This is a genomic window from Kitasatospora sp. NPDC058184 (assembly GCF_042883725.1).
In the GTDB taxonomy this organism is placed as follows: domain Bacteria; phylum Actinomycetota; class Actinomycetes; order Streptomycetales; family Streptomycetaceae; genus Kitasatospora.
In genome coordinates this window covers 46,915-63,017 of sequence record NZ_JBHVVE010000034.1, presented here as the reverse complement: position 1 = coordinate 63,017, position 16,103 = coordinate 46,915, and the positions used below count along the sequence as shown (strand labels likewise).

The following is a 16,103-nucleotide window of genomic DNA, read 5'->3' as shown; positions in this document are numbered from 1 at the left end:
GGCCCGATCGTCTCCGGTCATTCCTGGTGGAGGCCGGTGACGGCTCCCTACCGTCGTCGTCCCAGCCACCACGACACGGGAGGACCGCCACGATGGCGAACCTGGAGACGTCCCTCAAGGAGTCCATGGCGATCGAGGGCGCGATCGGCGTCGCCCTGGTCGACTGCGGCAGCGGCATGGCCCTCGGCACCCTGGGGGACGGCGCCGAGCTGGACCTGAACGTCGCCGCGGCGGGCAACACCGACGTGGTCCGCGCCAAGATGCGCACGATGGAGATGCTCAACCTGCACGACGTCGAGATCGAGGACATCCTGACCACGCTGACCCACCAGTACCACCTGGTCCGGCCGCTCACGGCGCCCGGGGCACGCGGGCTCTTCCTCTTCCTCGCGCTCCACCGCAGCCGCTCCAACCTGGCGATGGCCCGCCACCGGCTCACCCAGATCGCACTCGCGCTGGAGGTCTGACCCCGGCCGATCCGGGGAAGCCCGGACCGCCCCGGGGAAGCCCGGGAAAGACCGGACCGGCCCGGGGAGACCCGCCGCGCCTAGCCCTTCAGCAGCTCCGCCAGTCCGTCCGCCAGCCGCTCGTACTCCTCCGGCCGGTTGTACAGCTGCGCGCTGACCCGCAGCACCCCGCCGCCGGCCCAGGGGCGGACGGCGATCCGGGTGCCGAACCGGTGCCACACCTCGGCCATCAGCGCCTTCACCTGCGGCTCGGTCTCGCCGTACCCGGCCGGCAGCCGGACGGTGCGCATCCACACCCCGGGCGTCGCGGGCAGCGGCGCCAGGCCGGCCCGCTCGGTCAGCGCATGGCGGCCGTACGCCGCGAGGGCGGTGTTGTGGGCGGCCACCGCCGGGTGGCCGAGGCCGCGCAGCAGCTCGAAGCCGGCCGGGGCGGCCAGCCAGGGCGTGTAGTCGCAGGTGCCGCGCCACTCGACGTTGCCCGGGAAGCCCTTGTCGTGCTCCCAGGACAGTGCCAGCGGGCGCACCCGGCCGGTCCACTCGGGGCGGACGGCGAGCACCCCGGTGGCGCGCGGGGCGAAGGCCCACTTGTGCAGGTTGCCGAACCAGAAGTCGGCGTTCGGGTCGATCGGGGCGGGCAGCATGCCGGGGGCGTGGGCGCCGTCCACCACGGTGGTCACGCCGCGGGCGCGCAGGTCGGCGAGCAGGGCCGGGCCGGCGACCAGGCGGGCGGTGGGCGAGGTCAACTGGTCCAGGACGGCGACGGTGGTGCGGCCGTCCACGGCGGCGAGCACCGCCTCCCGGACGGCCTGCTCGTCGGGGGCGTCCAGCGGGACGGGGGCCACCACGAGTTCGGCGCCGGTCTCGGCGGCCTTGCGGGCGGCGGCCTGGGTCACCGCGCCGTAGCCGTGGTCGGTGACCAGGATCCGGTCGCCGGGCGCGAACGGGATGCTGTCGAGGGCGATCGCGACCGCCTCGGTGACGTTGGAGACGAGCGCGAGCCGGTCCGGGTCGGCGTCCAGTTCGGCGGCGATCAGGGCGCGGGCGGCGGCGATCCGGGCCGGGAGGTCGGCGAAGAAGCCGTCCGGGTCCTGCTCGTGCTCGGTGCGCAGCCGGTCCTGCGCCCGCTGGACGGGGACGGGCACGGCGCCGAAGGAGCCGTGGTTCAGGTGCGCGGTCCGCGGCGACACGCTGAACAGCCCGTCGGCGGCGGGCAGTGGCGCCGGGGGTTCGACGGTCCGCAGGTCCTCGATCACGGTTTCCTCCGCTCACTGGCGCACACTGGTGTGTGACATTTCACATGACAGACTACTGGTCGGGACACGCACCGCGCGACCACCATCGGGCCGTGACCATCACCGACGCCTTCCTTGCCCTCAGCGCCCGTACCGGTCGGTTCACCTTCGGCGCGCCGCGTGCGTACACCTTCGCCGAGGACGGTACCCGGCTGCTGCTCCTCCGCTCCAGCGGTCCGGAGGATCCGGTCGACCGCCTCCACCTGCTCGACACCGCCACCGGCGAGGAGCGGCTGGTCGCCGACCCGGCCGCGCTGCTGCCCGGCCGCACCGGCCGGCGCGACGACCTGCCCGTGGTCGAGCGCCGCCTGCGCGAGCGCAGCCGGCTGGTCGCCGCCGGGATCGGCACGTACGCCGCCACCGCCGACCTCGCCACCGCCGTCTTCACCCTGGACGGCCGGCTGTTCCGCACCGACACCACCGCCGGCACCAGCGACGAACTCCCGGTCGCCGGGCCCGCGTTCGACCCCCGGCCGGACGCCACCGGACAGCGCGTCGCCTACGTCGCCGAGGACGCCCTGTACGTCACCCCCGGCCTCGAACCGCTCTCCCCCGCCGACGGCGCCCGCTGGGGCGTCGCCGAGTTCGCCGCCGCCGAGGAGCTCGGCCGCCACCGGGGCCACTGGTGGCGCCCGGACGGCGGCGCGCTGCTGGCCGCCCGGGTCGACGAATCCGCCGTCCCCCGCCGGTACTTCGCCGACCCGGCGCACCCCGGCGAGGCCCCCGAGGACTTCGCCTACCCGCAGGCCGGCGGCCCCAACGCGGACGTCCAGCTCTGGGTGCTCGGCCTCGACGGCACCCGGGTCCGACTGCGCTGGGACACCGAGGAGTTCCCGTACCTCTGCGCCGCCTCCTGGGCCTCCACCGAGGAGGTGCTGCTCACCGTCGCCGACCGCCTGCAGCAGAACGTGCTGCTGCTGAGCGCCGACCCGGCCACCGGTGACACCGCCGAACTCTCCCGCACCACCGACGAGTTCTGGGTGGACGACCTGCCCGGCACCCCCGCCCGGCTGGCCGACGGCCGACTGCTCACCGTCCACGACACCCCGCAGGCCCGCGGCCTCGCGCTCGACGGCAAGCCGCTGGACACCACCGGCCTGCAGATCCGCCGGGTCGTCGGCCGGCTGCACGGCCGGCTGCTCTGCGAGACCGGCGAGGGCGACCCGTTCGACCAGTACGTCCACCTGGTCGACCCGGACGGCGGCGCACCCGAGCCGCTCGCCTCCGGGCCCGGCCTGCACTCGGCGCTCGCCGCCGCCGACACCCTGCTGCTCACCTCGGCCACCGCCGACGGCGTCCGGCGCGTCATCAGCCGCGACGGCCACGAGCTGGCGCTCACCGACCTCAGCGAGCCGCTGCCCCACCGGGTGGAGCCGCGGCTCGCCCGGGTCACCGAACGCGCCCTGCCCAGCGCCGTGGTGTACCCGCGCGGCCACGTCCCCGGCACCCGGCTGCCCGTCCTGCTGGACGTCTACGGCGGGCCCGGCTACCAGGCGGTGGCCGCCGAGCCGCGCCGCTGGCAGCTCAAGCAGTGGTGGGCCGACCAGGGCTTCGCGGTGGTCACCGTCGACAACGGCGGCACCCCGTTCGTCTCCCCGGACTTCTCCCGCACCATCTTCCGGCGGATGTCCCAGGTGGCGCTGGACGACCAGGTCGACGCGCTGCACGCGCTCGCCGAGCGGCACCCGGACCTCGACCTCGGCCGGGTCGGCGTGCGCGGCTGGTCGTACGGCGGCTACTTCGCGGCGCTCGCCGTGCTGCGCCGCCCGGACGTCTTCCACGCCGCCTGCGCGGGCGCCCCGCCCACCGACTTCCGGCTCTACGACACCGCGTACACCGAGCGCTACCTCGGCCTGCCGCAGGAGAACCCGGAGGGCTACGCCGACGACTGCCTGCTCCCCGACGCGCCCGGCCTGAGCAGGCCGCTGCTGCTGATCCACGGGCTGGCCGACGACAACGTCCACCCCTCGCACACCCTGCTGCTCTCCCAGGCGCTCACCCGGGCCGGCCGCCCGCACAACGTGCTGCCGCTGCCCGGCGCCACCCACATGACCCCGGGCGGGCTGCTGGAGCAGCTGGCCCAGGCCGAACTCGCCTTCCTGCGGGCCTCCTTGGGCTGATCCGCAGCAGCGCCCGGGCCGGGTCGCGGCACTCCGCGCGACCTCCGCCCGGTCCGGGCGGGCCGCCGGGTGACGGTCCGGCAGCCGAAGGGCGCCGCACCCCCGGGTGCGGCGCCCTTCCGCTTGCCGCACACCTCTTTCATGTAACCCGTGACATGTGAAATATTACCTGCGCTTCACCTACCGATGACCGAGGCACCCCCATCCCCCGGAAAGGACCGGTCAGTTGCGCAGACTGTCCGCGGCCCTCGCCGCCGCACTCACCACGAGTGCGATAGCGGCCACCCTGCTGGGCACCCCCGCCCAGGCCGCACCCCCGACCCCCATCGCCCTCGCCGCCGCGTCCGCCGACGCCCAACAGGGCGCCGAGGCCCCGCCCGCCCCGCTCGCGCCCCAGGAGCGCGAGCGCCAGGCGCTGCGCGGCAAGGCCCTGGAGCAGCTCAACAAGGGCACCGTCGCCAAGGCCGCCGGCAAGCGGGCCCCGGCGAAGGTGAAGGTCGGCAACGACTACGTCCAGCTCGCGCACCAGCGCACGGACAAGGTCTTCGTGATCCTCGCCCAGTTCGGCGACCAGGTCGACAACACCACCCAGTGGAACGGCCAGCCCCGCTACGGCGGCACCCCCGGCCCGGCCCACAACCAGATCCCCAAGCCGGGCAAGGACGACAACCACACCCTGTGGTCACAGGACTTCGACCGCGGCTACTACCAGAAGATGTTCTTCGACGACACGCCCGGCGCGGTGTCGATGCGCAACTACTACCGCACCCAGTCCTCCGGCCGGTACGACGTCGAGGGCACCGTCAGCGACTGGGTCACCGTCCCGTACAACGAGGCCCGCTACGGCAGCAACAAGGGCCCGCAGGGCTCCGGCGCCTGGACCCAGGGCCAGGAGTTCATCCGGGACGCCGTGAAGGCCTGGTACGACGGCGAGGTCGCCAAGGGCCGCTCCGCCGCCGACATCAAGGCGCAGCTCGCCCAGTACGACGTCTACGACCGCTACGACCACGACAAGAACGGCGAGTTCGCCCAGCCGGACGGCTACCTGGACAACGTCGTCGTGGTGCACGCGGGCGTGGACGAGACCTGGGGCGGCGGCGCCCAGGGCGCCGACGCGCTGTGGGCGCACCGCAGTTGGACCTTCCCGGACGCGACCGGGCAGACCGGCCCGGAGGGCAACAAGATCGGCGGCGCCCCCGTCGGCGACACCGGCCTGTACGTCTACGACTACGTCCAGGCGGGCGAGAACAGCGGCGTCGGCCTGTTCGCCCACGAGTTCGGCCACAACCTCGGCCTGCCCGACCTGTACCCCACCAACGGCGGTGACAACAGCGTCAACTTCTGGTCGCTGATGTCCTCCGGCTCCTACCTGGGCAAGGGTCCGAACACCACCGGCGGCTACCCCGGCGACCTCGACGCCTGGAGCAAGCTGCAGTTCGGCTGGCTCGACTACGACGAGGCGCAGGCCGCCACCCGCTCCACCCACGCGCTCGGGGTGAGCAGCTACAACACCGACCAGGCCCAGGCCGTCCTGGTCCACCTGCCGGACGGCACCACCCGCACCGACCTCGCCGACCCGTACGAGGGCGGCCGGCAGTGGTGGAGCGACACCGGCGACAACCTCGACAACTCCCTGGCCCGGGACGTCGACCTGCGCACCGCCGCCGGCCCGGCCGCCCTGGACGCGGCGGTCTGGTACGACACCGAGCAGGACTACGACTTCCTGACCGTCGAGGCCTCCACCGACCAGGGCAAGCACTGGACCTCCCTCGGCGGCACCGTGGACGGCGCCCCGATCGGCAACACCAGCGCCAACACCCCCGGGCTGAGCGGCAGTTCCGGCAGCTACAAGCAGCTGCACATCCCGCTGGACGGCTACCTCGGACAGCAGGTCCGGCTGCGCATCCACGTCACCTCGGACGGCAACACCCACGGCCGGGGCGTGCTGGTGGACGCCGTGAAGGCCACCGCCGGCGCCGCCGTGCTGTTCGCCGACGGCGCCGAGAACGGCGCGAACGGCTGGACGGCCGGCGGCTTCACGGTCATCGACGGCCGCACCGCCGTCAAGCAGCACCCGCGCGCGTACCTCGCCGAGAACCGCCGCTACACCGGCTACGGCGAGTTCCTGAAGACCGGCCCGTACAACTTCGGCTACAGCGGCGTCGCGGGCAAGGCCAACGTGGTGGACAACTACCCTTACCAGGAGGGCGTCCTGATCTGGCTGTGGGACACCTCGTACGGTGACAACAACACCAAGGACCACCCCGGCGGCGGGCTGATCCTGCCGATCGACGCCCGTCCGGCGCCGATCCGCTTCGGCGACGGGACACTGGTCAACGGGCGGGCGCAGACCTACGACGCGACCTTCTCGCTCAAGCCGACCACGGCGTTCACCCTGCACAAGGGCGGCGTCGCGGTGCGCATCCCGTCGAAGCCGGCCGTCCCGGTCTTCAACGACCGCACCGGGGTGTACGGCGACCCGGCCACGCCGCAGCTGACGGTGAAGGTCCCGGACACCAACACCAAGATCGAGGTCGTCCGGGAGCCCCAGGGCGGCAGGATCACCACCGTCCGGGTGGGCCCGGCCTCCTGACCGGTACGTGAAGGGCCCCGGATCCCCCCGACGAAAAGGGATCCGGGGCCTGCTCGTGCGCCCGGGGCCTGCTCGTGCGCCCGGGGCCTGCTCGTGCGCCCGGGGCCTGCTCACGCGCCCGAGGCCGGCCGGGTACCCGGGGTCAGCGCCCCAGGCTGCGCGCGGTACGCGCGGCGGTGACCACCCCCAGGACGGTGATCGCGGCGATCCCGAAGGTCATGTACCGGGCCGAGTCGACCGGGCTGTCCCCGCCCAGGTTGACCAGGGTGCCGGCCAGCGCCGAGGTCACCGAGAAGGCGATCAGCTGGGTGGTGTTGATCGCCGCGGCCGCCTTGCCGCCCTCGGCCGGATCGCTGCTGCTGCGCATCGCGGCCACGCTCAGGTGCGGGAAGGCCAGGCCTATCCCGGTGCCGGCGGCGAACAGCGCCACCGCCCAGAGCAGCACCCGGAGCCCGGAGGCGTGCCCGGTCTGCGACAGCCCGTACACCAGCAGGCCGCCGACCAGCACCAGCGGGGCGACCCGGATCGCCAGGGCCCGGCCGCGGGCCGACTCGATGCCGACGCTGAACAGCTGGGCGGCGGTCCAGCCGGCCGAGGTGGCGGCGCCGAGGAAGCCGGCCACCAGCGGGCCGAGGCCGCCCAGCTGCTGGCCGAACAGCGGGATGAAGTTCTCCGTCACCACGCCCGCGCAGAGCACCGCGACGGTCAGGTAGAGCCACTTCAGGGGGTTGCCGGGCCGGTAGGTCTGCCGCGGCAGCACCGTCGCCGCCGAGCGCCGCTCGACCGCCGCGAAGCCCACCAGCAGCGCCAGTCCGGCGAGCAGGCAGAGCGCCGTCGGCCAGCCGGACGGCACGGTCGAGCTGACGCTGAAGACGGCCGCCGCCAGGGTGAGCAGCAGCAGCGAGGGCAGCGGCACCGGGCCGCCGCCCCGACCCGTGCCGGAGCGCCCGGGCAGCACCCGGCGGGCCAGCACCGCCAGCACCAGCGCGGCGGCCAGCAGCAGGACGTACGCCCCGCGCCAGGCGCCGAGCTGGGCGAAGAGCCCGCCCAGCGACGGCCCGACCAGGGTGCCGACGCCCCACATCGCGGAGACCAGTCCGGCCGCGCGGGTCCACAGCCGCTCGGGCAGGGCGCTGCGGATCACCGCGTAGCCGAGCCCGGCCACCAGCCCGCCGCCGAGGCCCTGCACCACCCGGCCGAGGATCAGCGCCGCCATCGACGGGCTGAGCGCGTTGACCACGGCGCCGGCGCCGAAGACCAGGAAGCCCAGGACGTAGGCCCGGGCGGCGCCGAGGCGCTCCAGCAGCCGGCTGACCAGCATCGAGGCGATCACGGCGGCCATCAGGAAGCCGGTGGCCACCCACGCGTAGTACCGCTCGCCGCCGATGTCGGCGACGATCGAGGGCATCAGCGCGGCGGTGAAGTAGAGGTTCATCGCGTACAGCGCGACGCCGCCGGCCAGGATCGAGGCGGGGGCGGCGTACCGGCGGGAGAAGAGTTCGCGCCACCCGGCGGCGGCCCCGACGGACTGCGACTCCGGTGCGTAACTGCCCTGCTCAGCAGGGGAGGTGTCGGTCACTACGGCAGATAATTCGGTCACGTCCGGTACGCTAGGACTTCAAGAGAACTTGAAGTCAAGGAAGCCGAAGGAACCGAGGAGTCGCCATGACCACCGCGCCGGTCGACCTGCTGAGCGTCGGTGAGGTGGCCCGGCGGGCCGGGATCGCCACCTCGGCGGTGCGCTTCTACGAGGACCAGGGGCTGATCTCCTCCGAGCGCACGGCCGGCAACCAGCGGCGCTACCGGCGGCACGTGCTGCGCCGGATCTCGCTCATCCTGGTCGCCAAGCGGCTCGGCATCCCGCTCTCCGAGGTCGCCGAGGTCTTCACCGGCCTGCCCGAGGACCGGATGCCCGGCAAGCACGACTGGGAGCGCATCTCCCGGCGCTGGGCCGAGCAGCTGCGCGCCCGCCGGGCCGAGCTGGAGCGGCTGGAGGACGAGCTGACCGGCTGCATCGGCTGCGGCTGCGTGTCGCTGCGCCGCTGCCGGGTGCTCAACCCGGGGGACGAGCTGGCCGCCGAGGGGCCGGGCCCCCGCCGGCTGCTGCCGGAGGAGGGCCTGCTGCCCGTCGAGGAGTGAAACGCCGTCGACGCGTGGGACGCCATCGAGGAGTGAGGCGCCGTCGACGCGTGGGACGCCGTCGACGCGTGGGCGGGGAAGGGGTTGGAACCCGGCCGGACGCGGCCCTCGCAGGGTTCCCCGCCGCGTCCGACCGGGGGCTTTGTGCGGCTCAGACCTCCGGGAAGTGGCAGGCCGCCTGCCGCTCGCCGGGCCCGGCGATCCGCAGCAGCGGCCGCTCGGTCCGGCACAGGTCCTGGGCCTTCGGGCAGCGCGGGTGGAAGGTGCAGCCGGGCGGCGGGTCGGCCGGGCTCGGCGGGTCGCCGAGCAGCACGATCCGCTCCCGGGTGCGCTCCGCCTCCGGGTCGGGCAGCGGGACGGCGGACAGCAGCGCCCTGGTGTACGGGTGCGCGGGGCTGCCGTACACCTCGGCCTTGTCGCCGATCTCCACGATCCGGCCCAGGTACATCACCGCGACCCGGTCGCAGACCCGCTTGACCACCGAGAGGTCGTGCGCGATGAACACGTACGCCAGCCCGAGCTCCTGCTGGAGCCGCTCCATCAGGTTGACCACCTGGGCCTGAATGGAGACGTCCAGCGCGGAGACCGGCTCGTCGGCGATCACCAGCCGCGGCGAGGTGGCCAGCGAGCGGGCGATGCCGATGCGCTGGGCCTGGCCGCCGGAGAACTCGTGCGGGTAGCGGTCCAGGTGCTCGGGGATCAGCCCGACCAGCTCCATCAGCTCGGCGGCCCGCTTGCGCGCGGCCGCCGCGCTCTCGCCCTGGACGAGCAGCGGCTCGGAGATGATCCGGGCCACCGTCTGCCGGGGATTGAGCGAGGAGTACGGGTCCTGGAAGACCATCTGGAGGTCGCGCCGGTGCGGCCGCAGCCGGGCCTGGGAGAGCCCGCCGATCTCGGTGCCGTCGAAGGTGACGGTGCCCGAGGTCGGGTCGAGCAGCCGGACGATCATCCGCCCGGTGGTGGACTTGCCGCAGCCGGACTCGCCGACCAGGCCGAGCGTCTCGCCCGCCCCGACGTCGAAGCTCACCCCGTCCACGGCCCGGACCGGCGCACCGGGGCGCCCGGTGCGGCTCCGCCGGCCGGGGAAGGTCTTCACCAGGTCCCGTACGGACAGCAGCGGTCCGGCCGCGTCCTTCGTCGACGGTGTGGTCATCACAGCACCCCTTCCGGCACCAGCGGCAGGTGGCAGGCGGCCTGGTGGCCGGGGGCGAGCCGGTCGAGCACGGGGCGCTCGGCCAGGCAGCGGGAGTGCTCCTCGGCGGACGCCGCGGTGGTGCGGGCGCAGCGCGGGGCGAAGGAGCAGCCGGGGGCGGGGGCGATCAGCGACGGCGGGCTGCCGGGGATGGCCCGCAGCGGGGCGTCGTCGGTGTCGTCCAGGCGCGGCAGCGAGTCCAGCAGGCCGCGCGTGTACGGGTGCGCGGGCTGCGCGAACAGCCGGTCCACCGGGGCCTGTTCGGCGGCCCGGCCGCCGTACATGACCAGCACCTCGTGGGCGACCCGGGCAACCACGCCGAGGTCGTGGGTGATCATCACGACGCCGAGGCCGCGCTCCTGCTGGATCCGGGCGATCAGGTCGAGGATCTGCGCCTGGACGGTGACGTCGAGCGCCGTGGTGGGCTCGTCGGCGATCAGCAGCTCGGGCTCGCAGGCGAGCGCCATGGCGATCATGACGCGCTGGCGCATGCCGCCGGAGAACTGGTGCGGGTACTCGTCGACCCGGCGGGCCGGCTCCGGGATGCCGACCTCGGCCAGCATCTCCACCGCCTTGGCCCGCCCGGCCTTGCGGTTGGCCTTGAAGTGCACCCGGTAGTGCTCGGCGATCTGCTCCCCGACGGTGTAGAAGGGGTGCAGGCTGGACAGCGGGTCCTGGAAGATCATCGCGATCCGGCGGCCCCGGACGGTGCCCAGCTCCCGCTCCCCGAGCCCGTTCAGCTCCTGCCCGTTCAGCCGGATCGAGCCGGTGACGGCGGCGCCGCGGTGCAGGCCCATGACGGCGAGCGAGGTGACGGACTTCCCGCTGCCCGACTCGCCGACCAGCCCGAGGGTGCGACCGGCCTCGACGGCGAAGGAGATCCCGTCGACCGCGCGGACGGTGCCGCGCGGGGTGTCGAAGGCGACCTTGAGGTCCTCGACCTCCAACAGCCTGGTCATCAGTACCTCACTCTCGGGTCGACGAACGCGTAGAGCAGGTCGACCAGCAGGTTCGCCGCGACGATGAAGAAGGCCGCGAGCAGGGTGACGCCGAGGATCACGGGCTGGTCGGAACGGGCCAGCCCGTCGTAGAACAGCCGGCCGACGCCGGGCAGACCGAAGATCGACTCGGTGATGACCGCGCCGGCCAGCAGGCCGCCGAGGTCCATGCCGAAGATGGTCAGGATCGGCGTCATCCCGGAGCGCAGCCCGTGCTTGACGGTGACCGTCCGCGGCGGCAGACCCTTGGCCCGGGCGGTGCGGATGTACGGCTCGGCCATCGCCTCGATCATCGAGTTGCGGCTCTGCCGGGCGTACATGGCCGCGTACAGCAGGGCCAACGCGATCCACGGCAGCAGCAGGTTGGAGCCCCATTCGAAGGGGTTCTCGGTGAACTTGTGGTACGAGGGGTAGGGCAGCACGCCGGCCGTCCTGACCAGGCCCCAGATCAGCATGATCGAGGTGAAGTAGACCGGCAGCGAGGCGGTGCCGACGGACAGCACCATCAGGGTCTTGTCGATCGGCCTGCCCTTGCGCAGCGCCGAGGTGACGCCCGCGCCGAGGCCGAGGACCAGCCAGAGCACGGCCGCGCCGAGGGCCAGCGAGATGGAGACCGGCAGCCGGTCGGTGAGCAGGTCCCAGACCGGCAGCCCGTACTCGTAGGAGTAGCCGAGGCAGGGGAAGCCGCAGTGCACCGCGCTGGGGCCGGAGCCGTAGTCGCGGCCGGCGAAGATGCCGCCGAGGTAGGCGAGGAACTGGTCCCAGACCGGCTTGTCCAGGCCCATCGCCGACTTGACGTCGGCGAGCCGCTCGGGGCTGCAGGTCTTGCCGCAGGCGGCCGCTGCCGGGTCGTTGGGCAGCAGGTAGAAGATGGTGAAGGTGATGGCGCAGATGGCGAGCAGGATGCCCGCCACGCCGAGCAGCCGGCGGCCGAGGTAGAGGATCACGACCGGCCTCCCCGGGGGTCGAGGATGTCGCGCAGCGCGTCGCCGAGCAGGGTGAAGGCGAGCACGGCGACGAACAGGAAGGCGGTCGGGATCAGGAAGTAGGTCGGGTCGGTCTCGTAGTGCACGATGCTCTCGGCGATCATCTGGCCCCAGGACGCGGTCGGCGGGCGGACGCCCACGCCGAGGTAGCTGAGCGCGGCCTCGGTGGCGATCATGCCGGGGACGAGCAGGGTGGTGTAGGCGATGATCGGGCCGGAGACGTTCGGCAGGATCTCGCGGGTGAGGATGCGCCAGGAGCGCGCCCCGCCGACCTTGGCGGCCTCGACGTACTCGCGGTGCTTGAGCGAGAGGGTCTGGCCGCGCACCACCCGGGCGATGCCGGGCCAGGTGAACAGCCCGATCACCAGGGTGATCAGCAGGATCCGGTTGACGTCCTTGGCCACCGACATCATCGCGATCATGAAGATCAGCGAGGGGAAGGACATCGTGAGGTCCATCAGCCGGGACAGCAGGGTGTCGACGCGCCCGCCGAAGTAGCCCGCCGCGATGCCGGCCAGGGTGCCGGCGATCACGACCACGGCGGTCGCGGTGAACGCGATCAGCAGGGACACCTGACCGCCGTGCAGCACCCGGGCGAACAGGTCGCGGCCGCTGCCCGGCTCGACGCCCAGCCAGTGCCGGGCGCTGATGCCGCCGAAGTCGCCCCGGGGCACGCCGCCCAGGTACGGGTCGACGGCGCGCTTGTCGAACTCCTCCGGGGTCCAGCCGCCGAGGGCGCTGAGCGGTCCGGCCAGCGCGGTGACCAGGATCAGCACGCCGACGGTGATCAGCCCGAACCGGGCCGAGCCCTTGGCCCACAGCTGGTCCCAGACCAGCCGCCAGGGCCCGCGCCCGGCACTCTTCTTGGCGCCCCCCGCCGTGGCGTCGGCCACGGCGGCGGGCTCAGTGGTGGTACTCATCGCTGCCGGCCCCTCACTTGCCCTTGGCGGGGTCCTTGAGGCCGATGGCACCCAGGTCGAGCATCCCGGCGTAGCCCTGGTTGCCGAAGGCGCCGGCCACGTTGGTGCCGACCAGCAGGGGGCGGCGCTGCCAGATCAGCGGGACGGCCGGGGCCTTCTTCGCCAGGTCCTGGTCCAGCTGCTGCCAGGCCTTGTTGGCCTCGTTGACGTCCGTCATGGCCGCGATCTGGTCCATCCGGTCCATCGTGGCCTGGTCCTTGAACTGGCTCAGGTTGCCCTGGTTTCCCTTCTCCTTGATGGTGCGGCCGTCGAACTGGAACGGCAGGAAGGTCGCACCGGAGGGGTAGTCGGGGCACCAGCCGCTGATGGTCAGGTCGGGGGCGTTCTTGATGTCGCCGACGGTGTCCTGGAAGGCGGACGGGTCGGTGGTGTTGATGGTGACCTGGACGCCGGCCTTGGACAGCGACTGCTGGATCGCCTCGGCGCGGCTCTTGTCGCCGAGCGAGACGGTGAGCGAGACCTTGAGGTCGCTCTTGCCCGCCTCCTGGAGCAGCTTCTTGGCCTTCTCCGGGTCACCGGCCGCCGGGACCTTCAGCGGGTCGGACTTGACGCCGCCGGTCAGCGAGGGCGGCAGGTAGGAGGTCGCCACGTCGGCCATCGCCGGGCCGCCGAAGGCCGTCACCTGCCCCTCGCGGTCGACCGCCCACATCATCGCCTCGCGCACCTTCGGGTCGTCGAAGGGGGCCTTGGAGGTGTTCATGTACAGCATGTCGGTACAGCCGGTGACCTCGGCGGCCATGCGGGACTTGACGTCCGGCTTGGGCAGCACCTTGGCGACGGTCTCGTGCGCCATCCACGGCATGTTGATCGCGTTGGCGTCGGCGCCGTCGCTGGCGATGATCCGGTCGTCGGCCTGGCCGCCCTTGATGCCCTCGGTGACCACGACCTTGTCCGGGTAGGCCTTGCGGACGGTGTCGGTGGCCGGGTCCCAGTTGGTGTTGCGGACCAGCACCAGCTGCTTGCCGCGGTCGTAGGTCTCGATCTTGTACGGGCCGGAGGAGAACGGCCGGGCGTCGTACTGGGTGCCCTTCTCCTGGGACTGCGGCACCGGGGAGAAGGTCGGCAGCGAGACGGTGGAGGAGAACTCGGCGACCGGGCGCTTCAGGTGGAAGACGATCGTCTTGTCGTCCGGGGTCTCGATGCTCGCCAGGTGCTCGCCGTTCAGCGGGCCCTTGTAGTTCTCGCCGCCGGCCAGGTACTGGATCGCGTAGTCGGGGCCGCCGGTGAGGTCCGGGGAGAAGGACCGCTCGACGTTGTACTTGATGTCGGCGGCCTTGATCGGCGAGCCGTCCTCGTACTTGAGGCCGTCCTTGAGGGTGAAGGTCCACACCTTGCCACCGTCGGAGGACTTGCCGAGGTCGGTGGCGAGGTCCGGGACGATCTCGCTGCCCGCCGCGCCCGGCTCGGCCTTGAAGGTGGTCAGGGTGCGGTAGATCAGCCGGGTGCCGAAGTCCATGTGCGGCACCACCCAGCTGCGGGCCGGATCGAGGTGGGCGAAGTCCTGGTTGGTCAGGACGGTGAGGGTGCCGCCCTTGGCAGGGGTGCCGCCGATGACCGAGCCGGACGCGGCGCCCGGGCCCTTGCCGTCGGAGGGGGCGGCGTCGCTGCCGCCGTCACTCTTGTCGTTGGAGCAGGCCCCGAGGCCGAGGGTGAGGGTCGCCGCGAGGGCCGCCGCGAGGGCGGCGTGGGTGCGCCTGGTCATGTTGCAACTCCGCTGTGGGGGGCCCGATCCGCCGGATCTGGCCGCTGCGCTGTGTGACCCGTAACATAGTAATGTGAAATTGCACTTCACAAGAGGTGACGGCTCCCGTTACCGAGCTGTGTCCGTGCCAGCATCTCCCCCGCCCCGCCAAGGAGTTCACCGGTGACCCTTCCCCCGACCGGCCTCAACACCGGGAGCCACGACCTCCCGGTCTCCCCCGCCCTCGCCTCCTTCATGGCCACCAGCTGGGCCGCCACCCCGCTCCCCGCCGACCGGCGGGTCCCCGGCCACGACCGCTTCCCCGGCCGCCGCGCCCGGCTCTCCGCCGCCTTCCCCGGCGAACGGCTGATCGTCCCGGCCGGCCGGCTCAAGGTCCGCTGCAACGACCTCGACTACCGCTTCCGCCCGCACAGCGCGTACGTCTGGCTCACCGGCCTCACCGGCGAGGACCAGGCCGACCACGTCCTCGTCCTCGAACCGGCCGGCCCCGAAGGCCACGAGCCCGTCCTCTACCTGCGCCCGCGCTCACCGCGCGACGGCGGCGAGTTCTACCGCGACCGCCGCTACGGCGAGTTCTGGGTCGGCTCCAGGCCCGACCTCGCCGAGGCCGCCCGACTCACCGGCGTACGCACCGAACACCTCGACGACCTCGGCAAACTGCTCACCGGCCCCCAGCCCCCCACCCGGGTCCTGGCCGGCACCGACCCGCTCGTCGACGAGGCCACCGGACGGCCCGCCGACGGCCGGCGGGACGGCGAACTCGCCGCCGTCCTCTCCGAGTTGCGCCTGGTCAAGGACGAATGGGAGGTCGGACAGCTGCAACTGGCCGTCGACCACACCACCACCGGCTTCGAGGACGTCGTCCGGGCCCTGCCCACCGCACTGCGCCACCACCGCGGCGAACGCTGGATCGAGGGCGTCTTCGACCTGCGCGCCCGCGCCGAGGGCAACGGCACCTCCTACACCACCATCGCCGCCTCCGGCGCCCACGCCTGCGTCCTGCACTGGATCCGCAACGACGGCGCCCTCGACCCGAACTCCCTCCTCCTGCTGGACGCCGGCGTCGAGACCGACACCCTCTACGCCGCCGACATCACCCGCACCCTGCCGCTCAGCGGCACCTTCACCCCGATCCAGCGCCAGGCCTACGACCTCGTCCTCGCCGCCCAGAGCGCCGGCATCGCCACCCTCCGCCCGGGCGCGCGGTTCCGCGACTTCCACCGCGCCGCCATGCGGGTCATCGCCGAAGGCCTCGCCGACTGGGGCGTCCTGCCCGTCTCCGCCGAAGAGGCCCTCGCCGAGGACAACGGCCTCTACCGCCGCTACACCCTCTGCGGCAGCGGCCACATGCTCGGCCTCGACTACCACGACTGCGCCAAGTCCCGCGCCGACCGCTACCTCGACGCCACCCTGGAGGAGGGCATGGTCCTCACCGTCGAACCCGGCCTCTACCTCCAGCCCGACGACGAGACCCTCCCCGCCGAACTCCGCGGCCTCGGCATCCGCATCGAGGACGACCTCGTCATCACCCCCGACGGCGCCCACCTGATGTCCGGCGCCCTCCCCCGCACCGCCACCGACGTCGAGTCCTGGATGGCGACCCTGCTGTCCTGAGGAGGCCGCCAGGAGCGGAC

At 73.0% G+C, this 16,103-nt stretch carries 12 protein-coding genes; 5 read left to right on the top strand and 7 right to left on the bottom strand.

Features of this window, described 5'->3' with window-relative positions; translation table 11 throughout:
- The first annotated feature begins 92 nt into the window (after positions 1–92).
- Positions 93–467 carry a hypothetical protein gene (locus ACFVXH_RS38375; protein WP_074002332.1) on the top strand — a complete coding sequence of 125 codons (375 nt, stop codon included), beginning with the start codon at positions 93–95 and terminating at the stop codon, positions 465–467.
- An 80-nt stretch (positions 468–547) separates the two neighbouring features.
- Here the strand turns inward: ACFVXH_RS38375 and ACFVXH_RS38370 are convergent, their stop codons facing one another.
- Positions 548–1,720, bottom strand: a complete 1,173-nt coding sequence (locus tag ACFVXH_RS38370; RefSeq protein ID WP_380742320.1) for an aminotransferase class V-fold PLP-dependent enzyme — start codon at positions 1,718–1,720, stop codon at positions 548–550.
- Positions 1,721–1,812: 92 nt separating this feature from the next.
- Here ACFVXH_RS38370 and ACFVXH_RS38365 point away from each other — a divergent pair, with 92 nt between their 5' ends.
- Entirely contained in the window at positions 1,813–3,879 is a 2,067-nt protein-coding gene (locus ACFVXH_RS38365) for a prolyl oligopeptidase family serine peptidase (RefSeq protein WP_387830781.1), read from the top strand.
- A 226-nt stretch (positions 3,880–4,105) separates the two neighbouring features.
- Positions 4,106–6,472: an immune inhibitor A domain-containing protein gene (locus ACFVXH_RS38360; RefSeq protein WP_387830779.1), complete on the top strand. Its 2,367-nt coding sequence runs from the start codon at positions 4,106–4,108 to the stop codon at positions 6,470–6,472.
- Between the two features lie 142 nt (positions 6,473–6,614).
- On the opposite strand, the gene ACFVXH_RS38355 is transcribed toward ACFVXH_RS38360, so the two are convergent.
- On the bottom strand, positions 6,615–8,072 hold the full coding sequence (locus tag ACFVXH_RS38355) for an MFS transporter (RefSeq protein WP_387830777.1): 1,458 nt from the start codon (positions 8,070–8,072) through the stop codon (positions 6,615–6,617).
- A gap of 65 nt (positions 8,073–8,137) precedes the next feature.
- On the opposite strand from ACFVXH_RS38355, the gene soxR reads away from it, so the two are divergent.
- A complete protein-coding gene (gene soxR, locus ACFVXH_RS38350) occupies positions 8,138–8,611 on the top strand; it encodes a redox-sensitive transcriptional activator SoxR (RefSeq protein WP_049651587.1) in 474 nt (157 codons plus the stop codon).
- Between the two features lie 151 nt (positions 8,612–8,762).
- Here soxR and ACFVXH_RS38345 read toward each other — a convergent pair whose 3' ends face one another.
- Genes ACFVXH_RS38345 through ACFVXH_RS38325 form a run of 5 tightly spaced genes read right to left on the bottom strand, consistent with a single transcriptional unit; the run spans position 8,763 to position 14,469 of the window.
- A complete protein-coding gene (locus tag ACFVXH_RS38345; RefSeq protein WP_049651588.1) occupies positions 8,763–9,764 on the bottom strand; it encodes an ABC transporter ATP-binding protein in 1,002 nt (333 codons plus the stop codon).
- Positions 9,764–10,762, bottom strand: coding sequence for an ABC transporter ATP-binding protein (locus tag ACFVXH_RS38340; protein WP_049651589.1), 999 nt, complete (start codon positions 10,760–10,762; stop codon positions 9,764–9,766). The genes ACFVXH_RS38345 and ACFVXH_RS38340 overlap by 1 nt, the downstream gene beginning before the upstream one ends.
- On the bottom strand, positions 10,762–11,748 hold the full coding sequence (locus ACFVXH_RS38335) for an ABC transporter permease (RefSeq protein ID WP_049651590.1): 987 nt from the start codon (positions 11,746–11,748) through the stop codon (positions 10,762–10,764). The genes ACFVXH_RS38340 and ACFVXH_RS38335 overlap by 1 nt, the downstream gene beginning before the upstream one ends.
- Positions 11,745–12,707 (bottom strand): ABC transporter permease, encoded by a 963-nt coding sequence (locus ACFVXH_RS38330; protein WP_074002328.1) that lies wholly within the window; start codon positions 12,705–12,707, stop codon positions 11,745–11,747. Before ACFVXH_RS38330 ends, ACFVXH_RS38335 begins: the two co-directional genes overlap by 4 nt.
- A gap of 13 nt (positions 12,708–12,720) precedes the next feature.
- Positions 12,721–14,469, bottom strand: coding sequence for an ABC transporter substrate-binding protein (locus ACFVXH_RS38325; protein WP_049651592.1), 1,749 nt, complete (start codon positions 14,467–14,469; stop codon positions 12,721–12,723).
- Between the two features lie 162 nt (positions 14,470–14,631).
- Here ACFVXH_RS38325 and ACFVXH_RS38320 point away from each other — a divergent pair, with 162 nt between their 5' ends.
- Entirely contained in the window at positions 14,632–16,083 is a 1,452-nt protein-coding gene (locus tag ACFVXH_RS38320; RefSeq protein WP_387830773.1) for an aminopeptidase P family protein, read from the top strand.
- Positions 16,084–16,103: the final 20 nt, after the last annotated feature.

What these genes read in the sequence shown, in the direction of transcription:
- ACFVXH_RS38375 (WP_074002332.1), top strand. Translation starts at nt 93, where the DNA reads ATGGCGAACCTGGAGACGTCCCTCAAGGAGTCCATGGCGATCGAGGGC.
- soxR (WP_049651587.1), top strand. Translation starts at nt 8,138, where the DNA reads ATGACCACCGCGCCGGTCGACCTGCTGAGCGTCGGTGAGGTGGCCCGG.
- ACFVXH_RS38345 (WP_049651588.1), bottom strand. Translation starts at nt 9,764, where the DNA reads ATGACCACACCGTCGACGAAGGACGCGGCCGGACCGCTGCTGTCCGTA.
- ACFVXH_RS38340 (WP_049651589.1), bottom strand. Translation starts at nt 10,762, where the DNA reads ATGACCAGGCTGTTGGAGGTCGAGGACCTCAAGGTCGCCTTCGACACC.
- ACFVXH_RS38330 (WP_074002328.1), bottom strand. Translation starts at nt 12,707, where the DNA reads ATGAGTACCACCACTGAGCCCGCCGCCGTGGCCGACGCCACGGCGGGG.
- ACFVXH_RS38325 (WP_049651592.1), bottom strand. Translation starts at nt 14,469, where the DNA reads ATGACCAGGCGCACCCACGCCGCCCTCGCGGCGGCCCTCGCGGCGACC.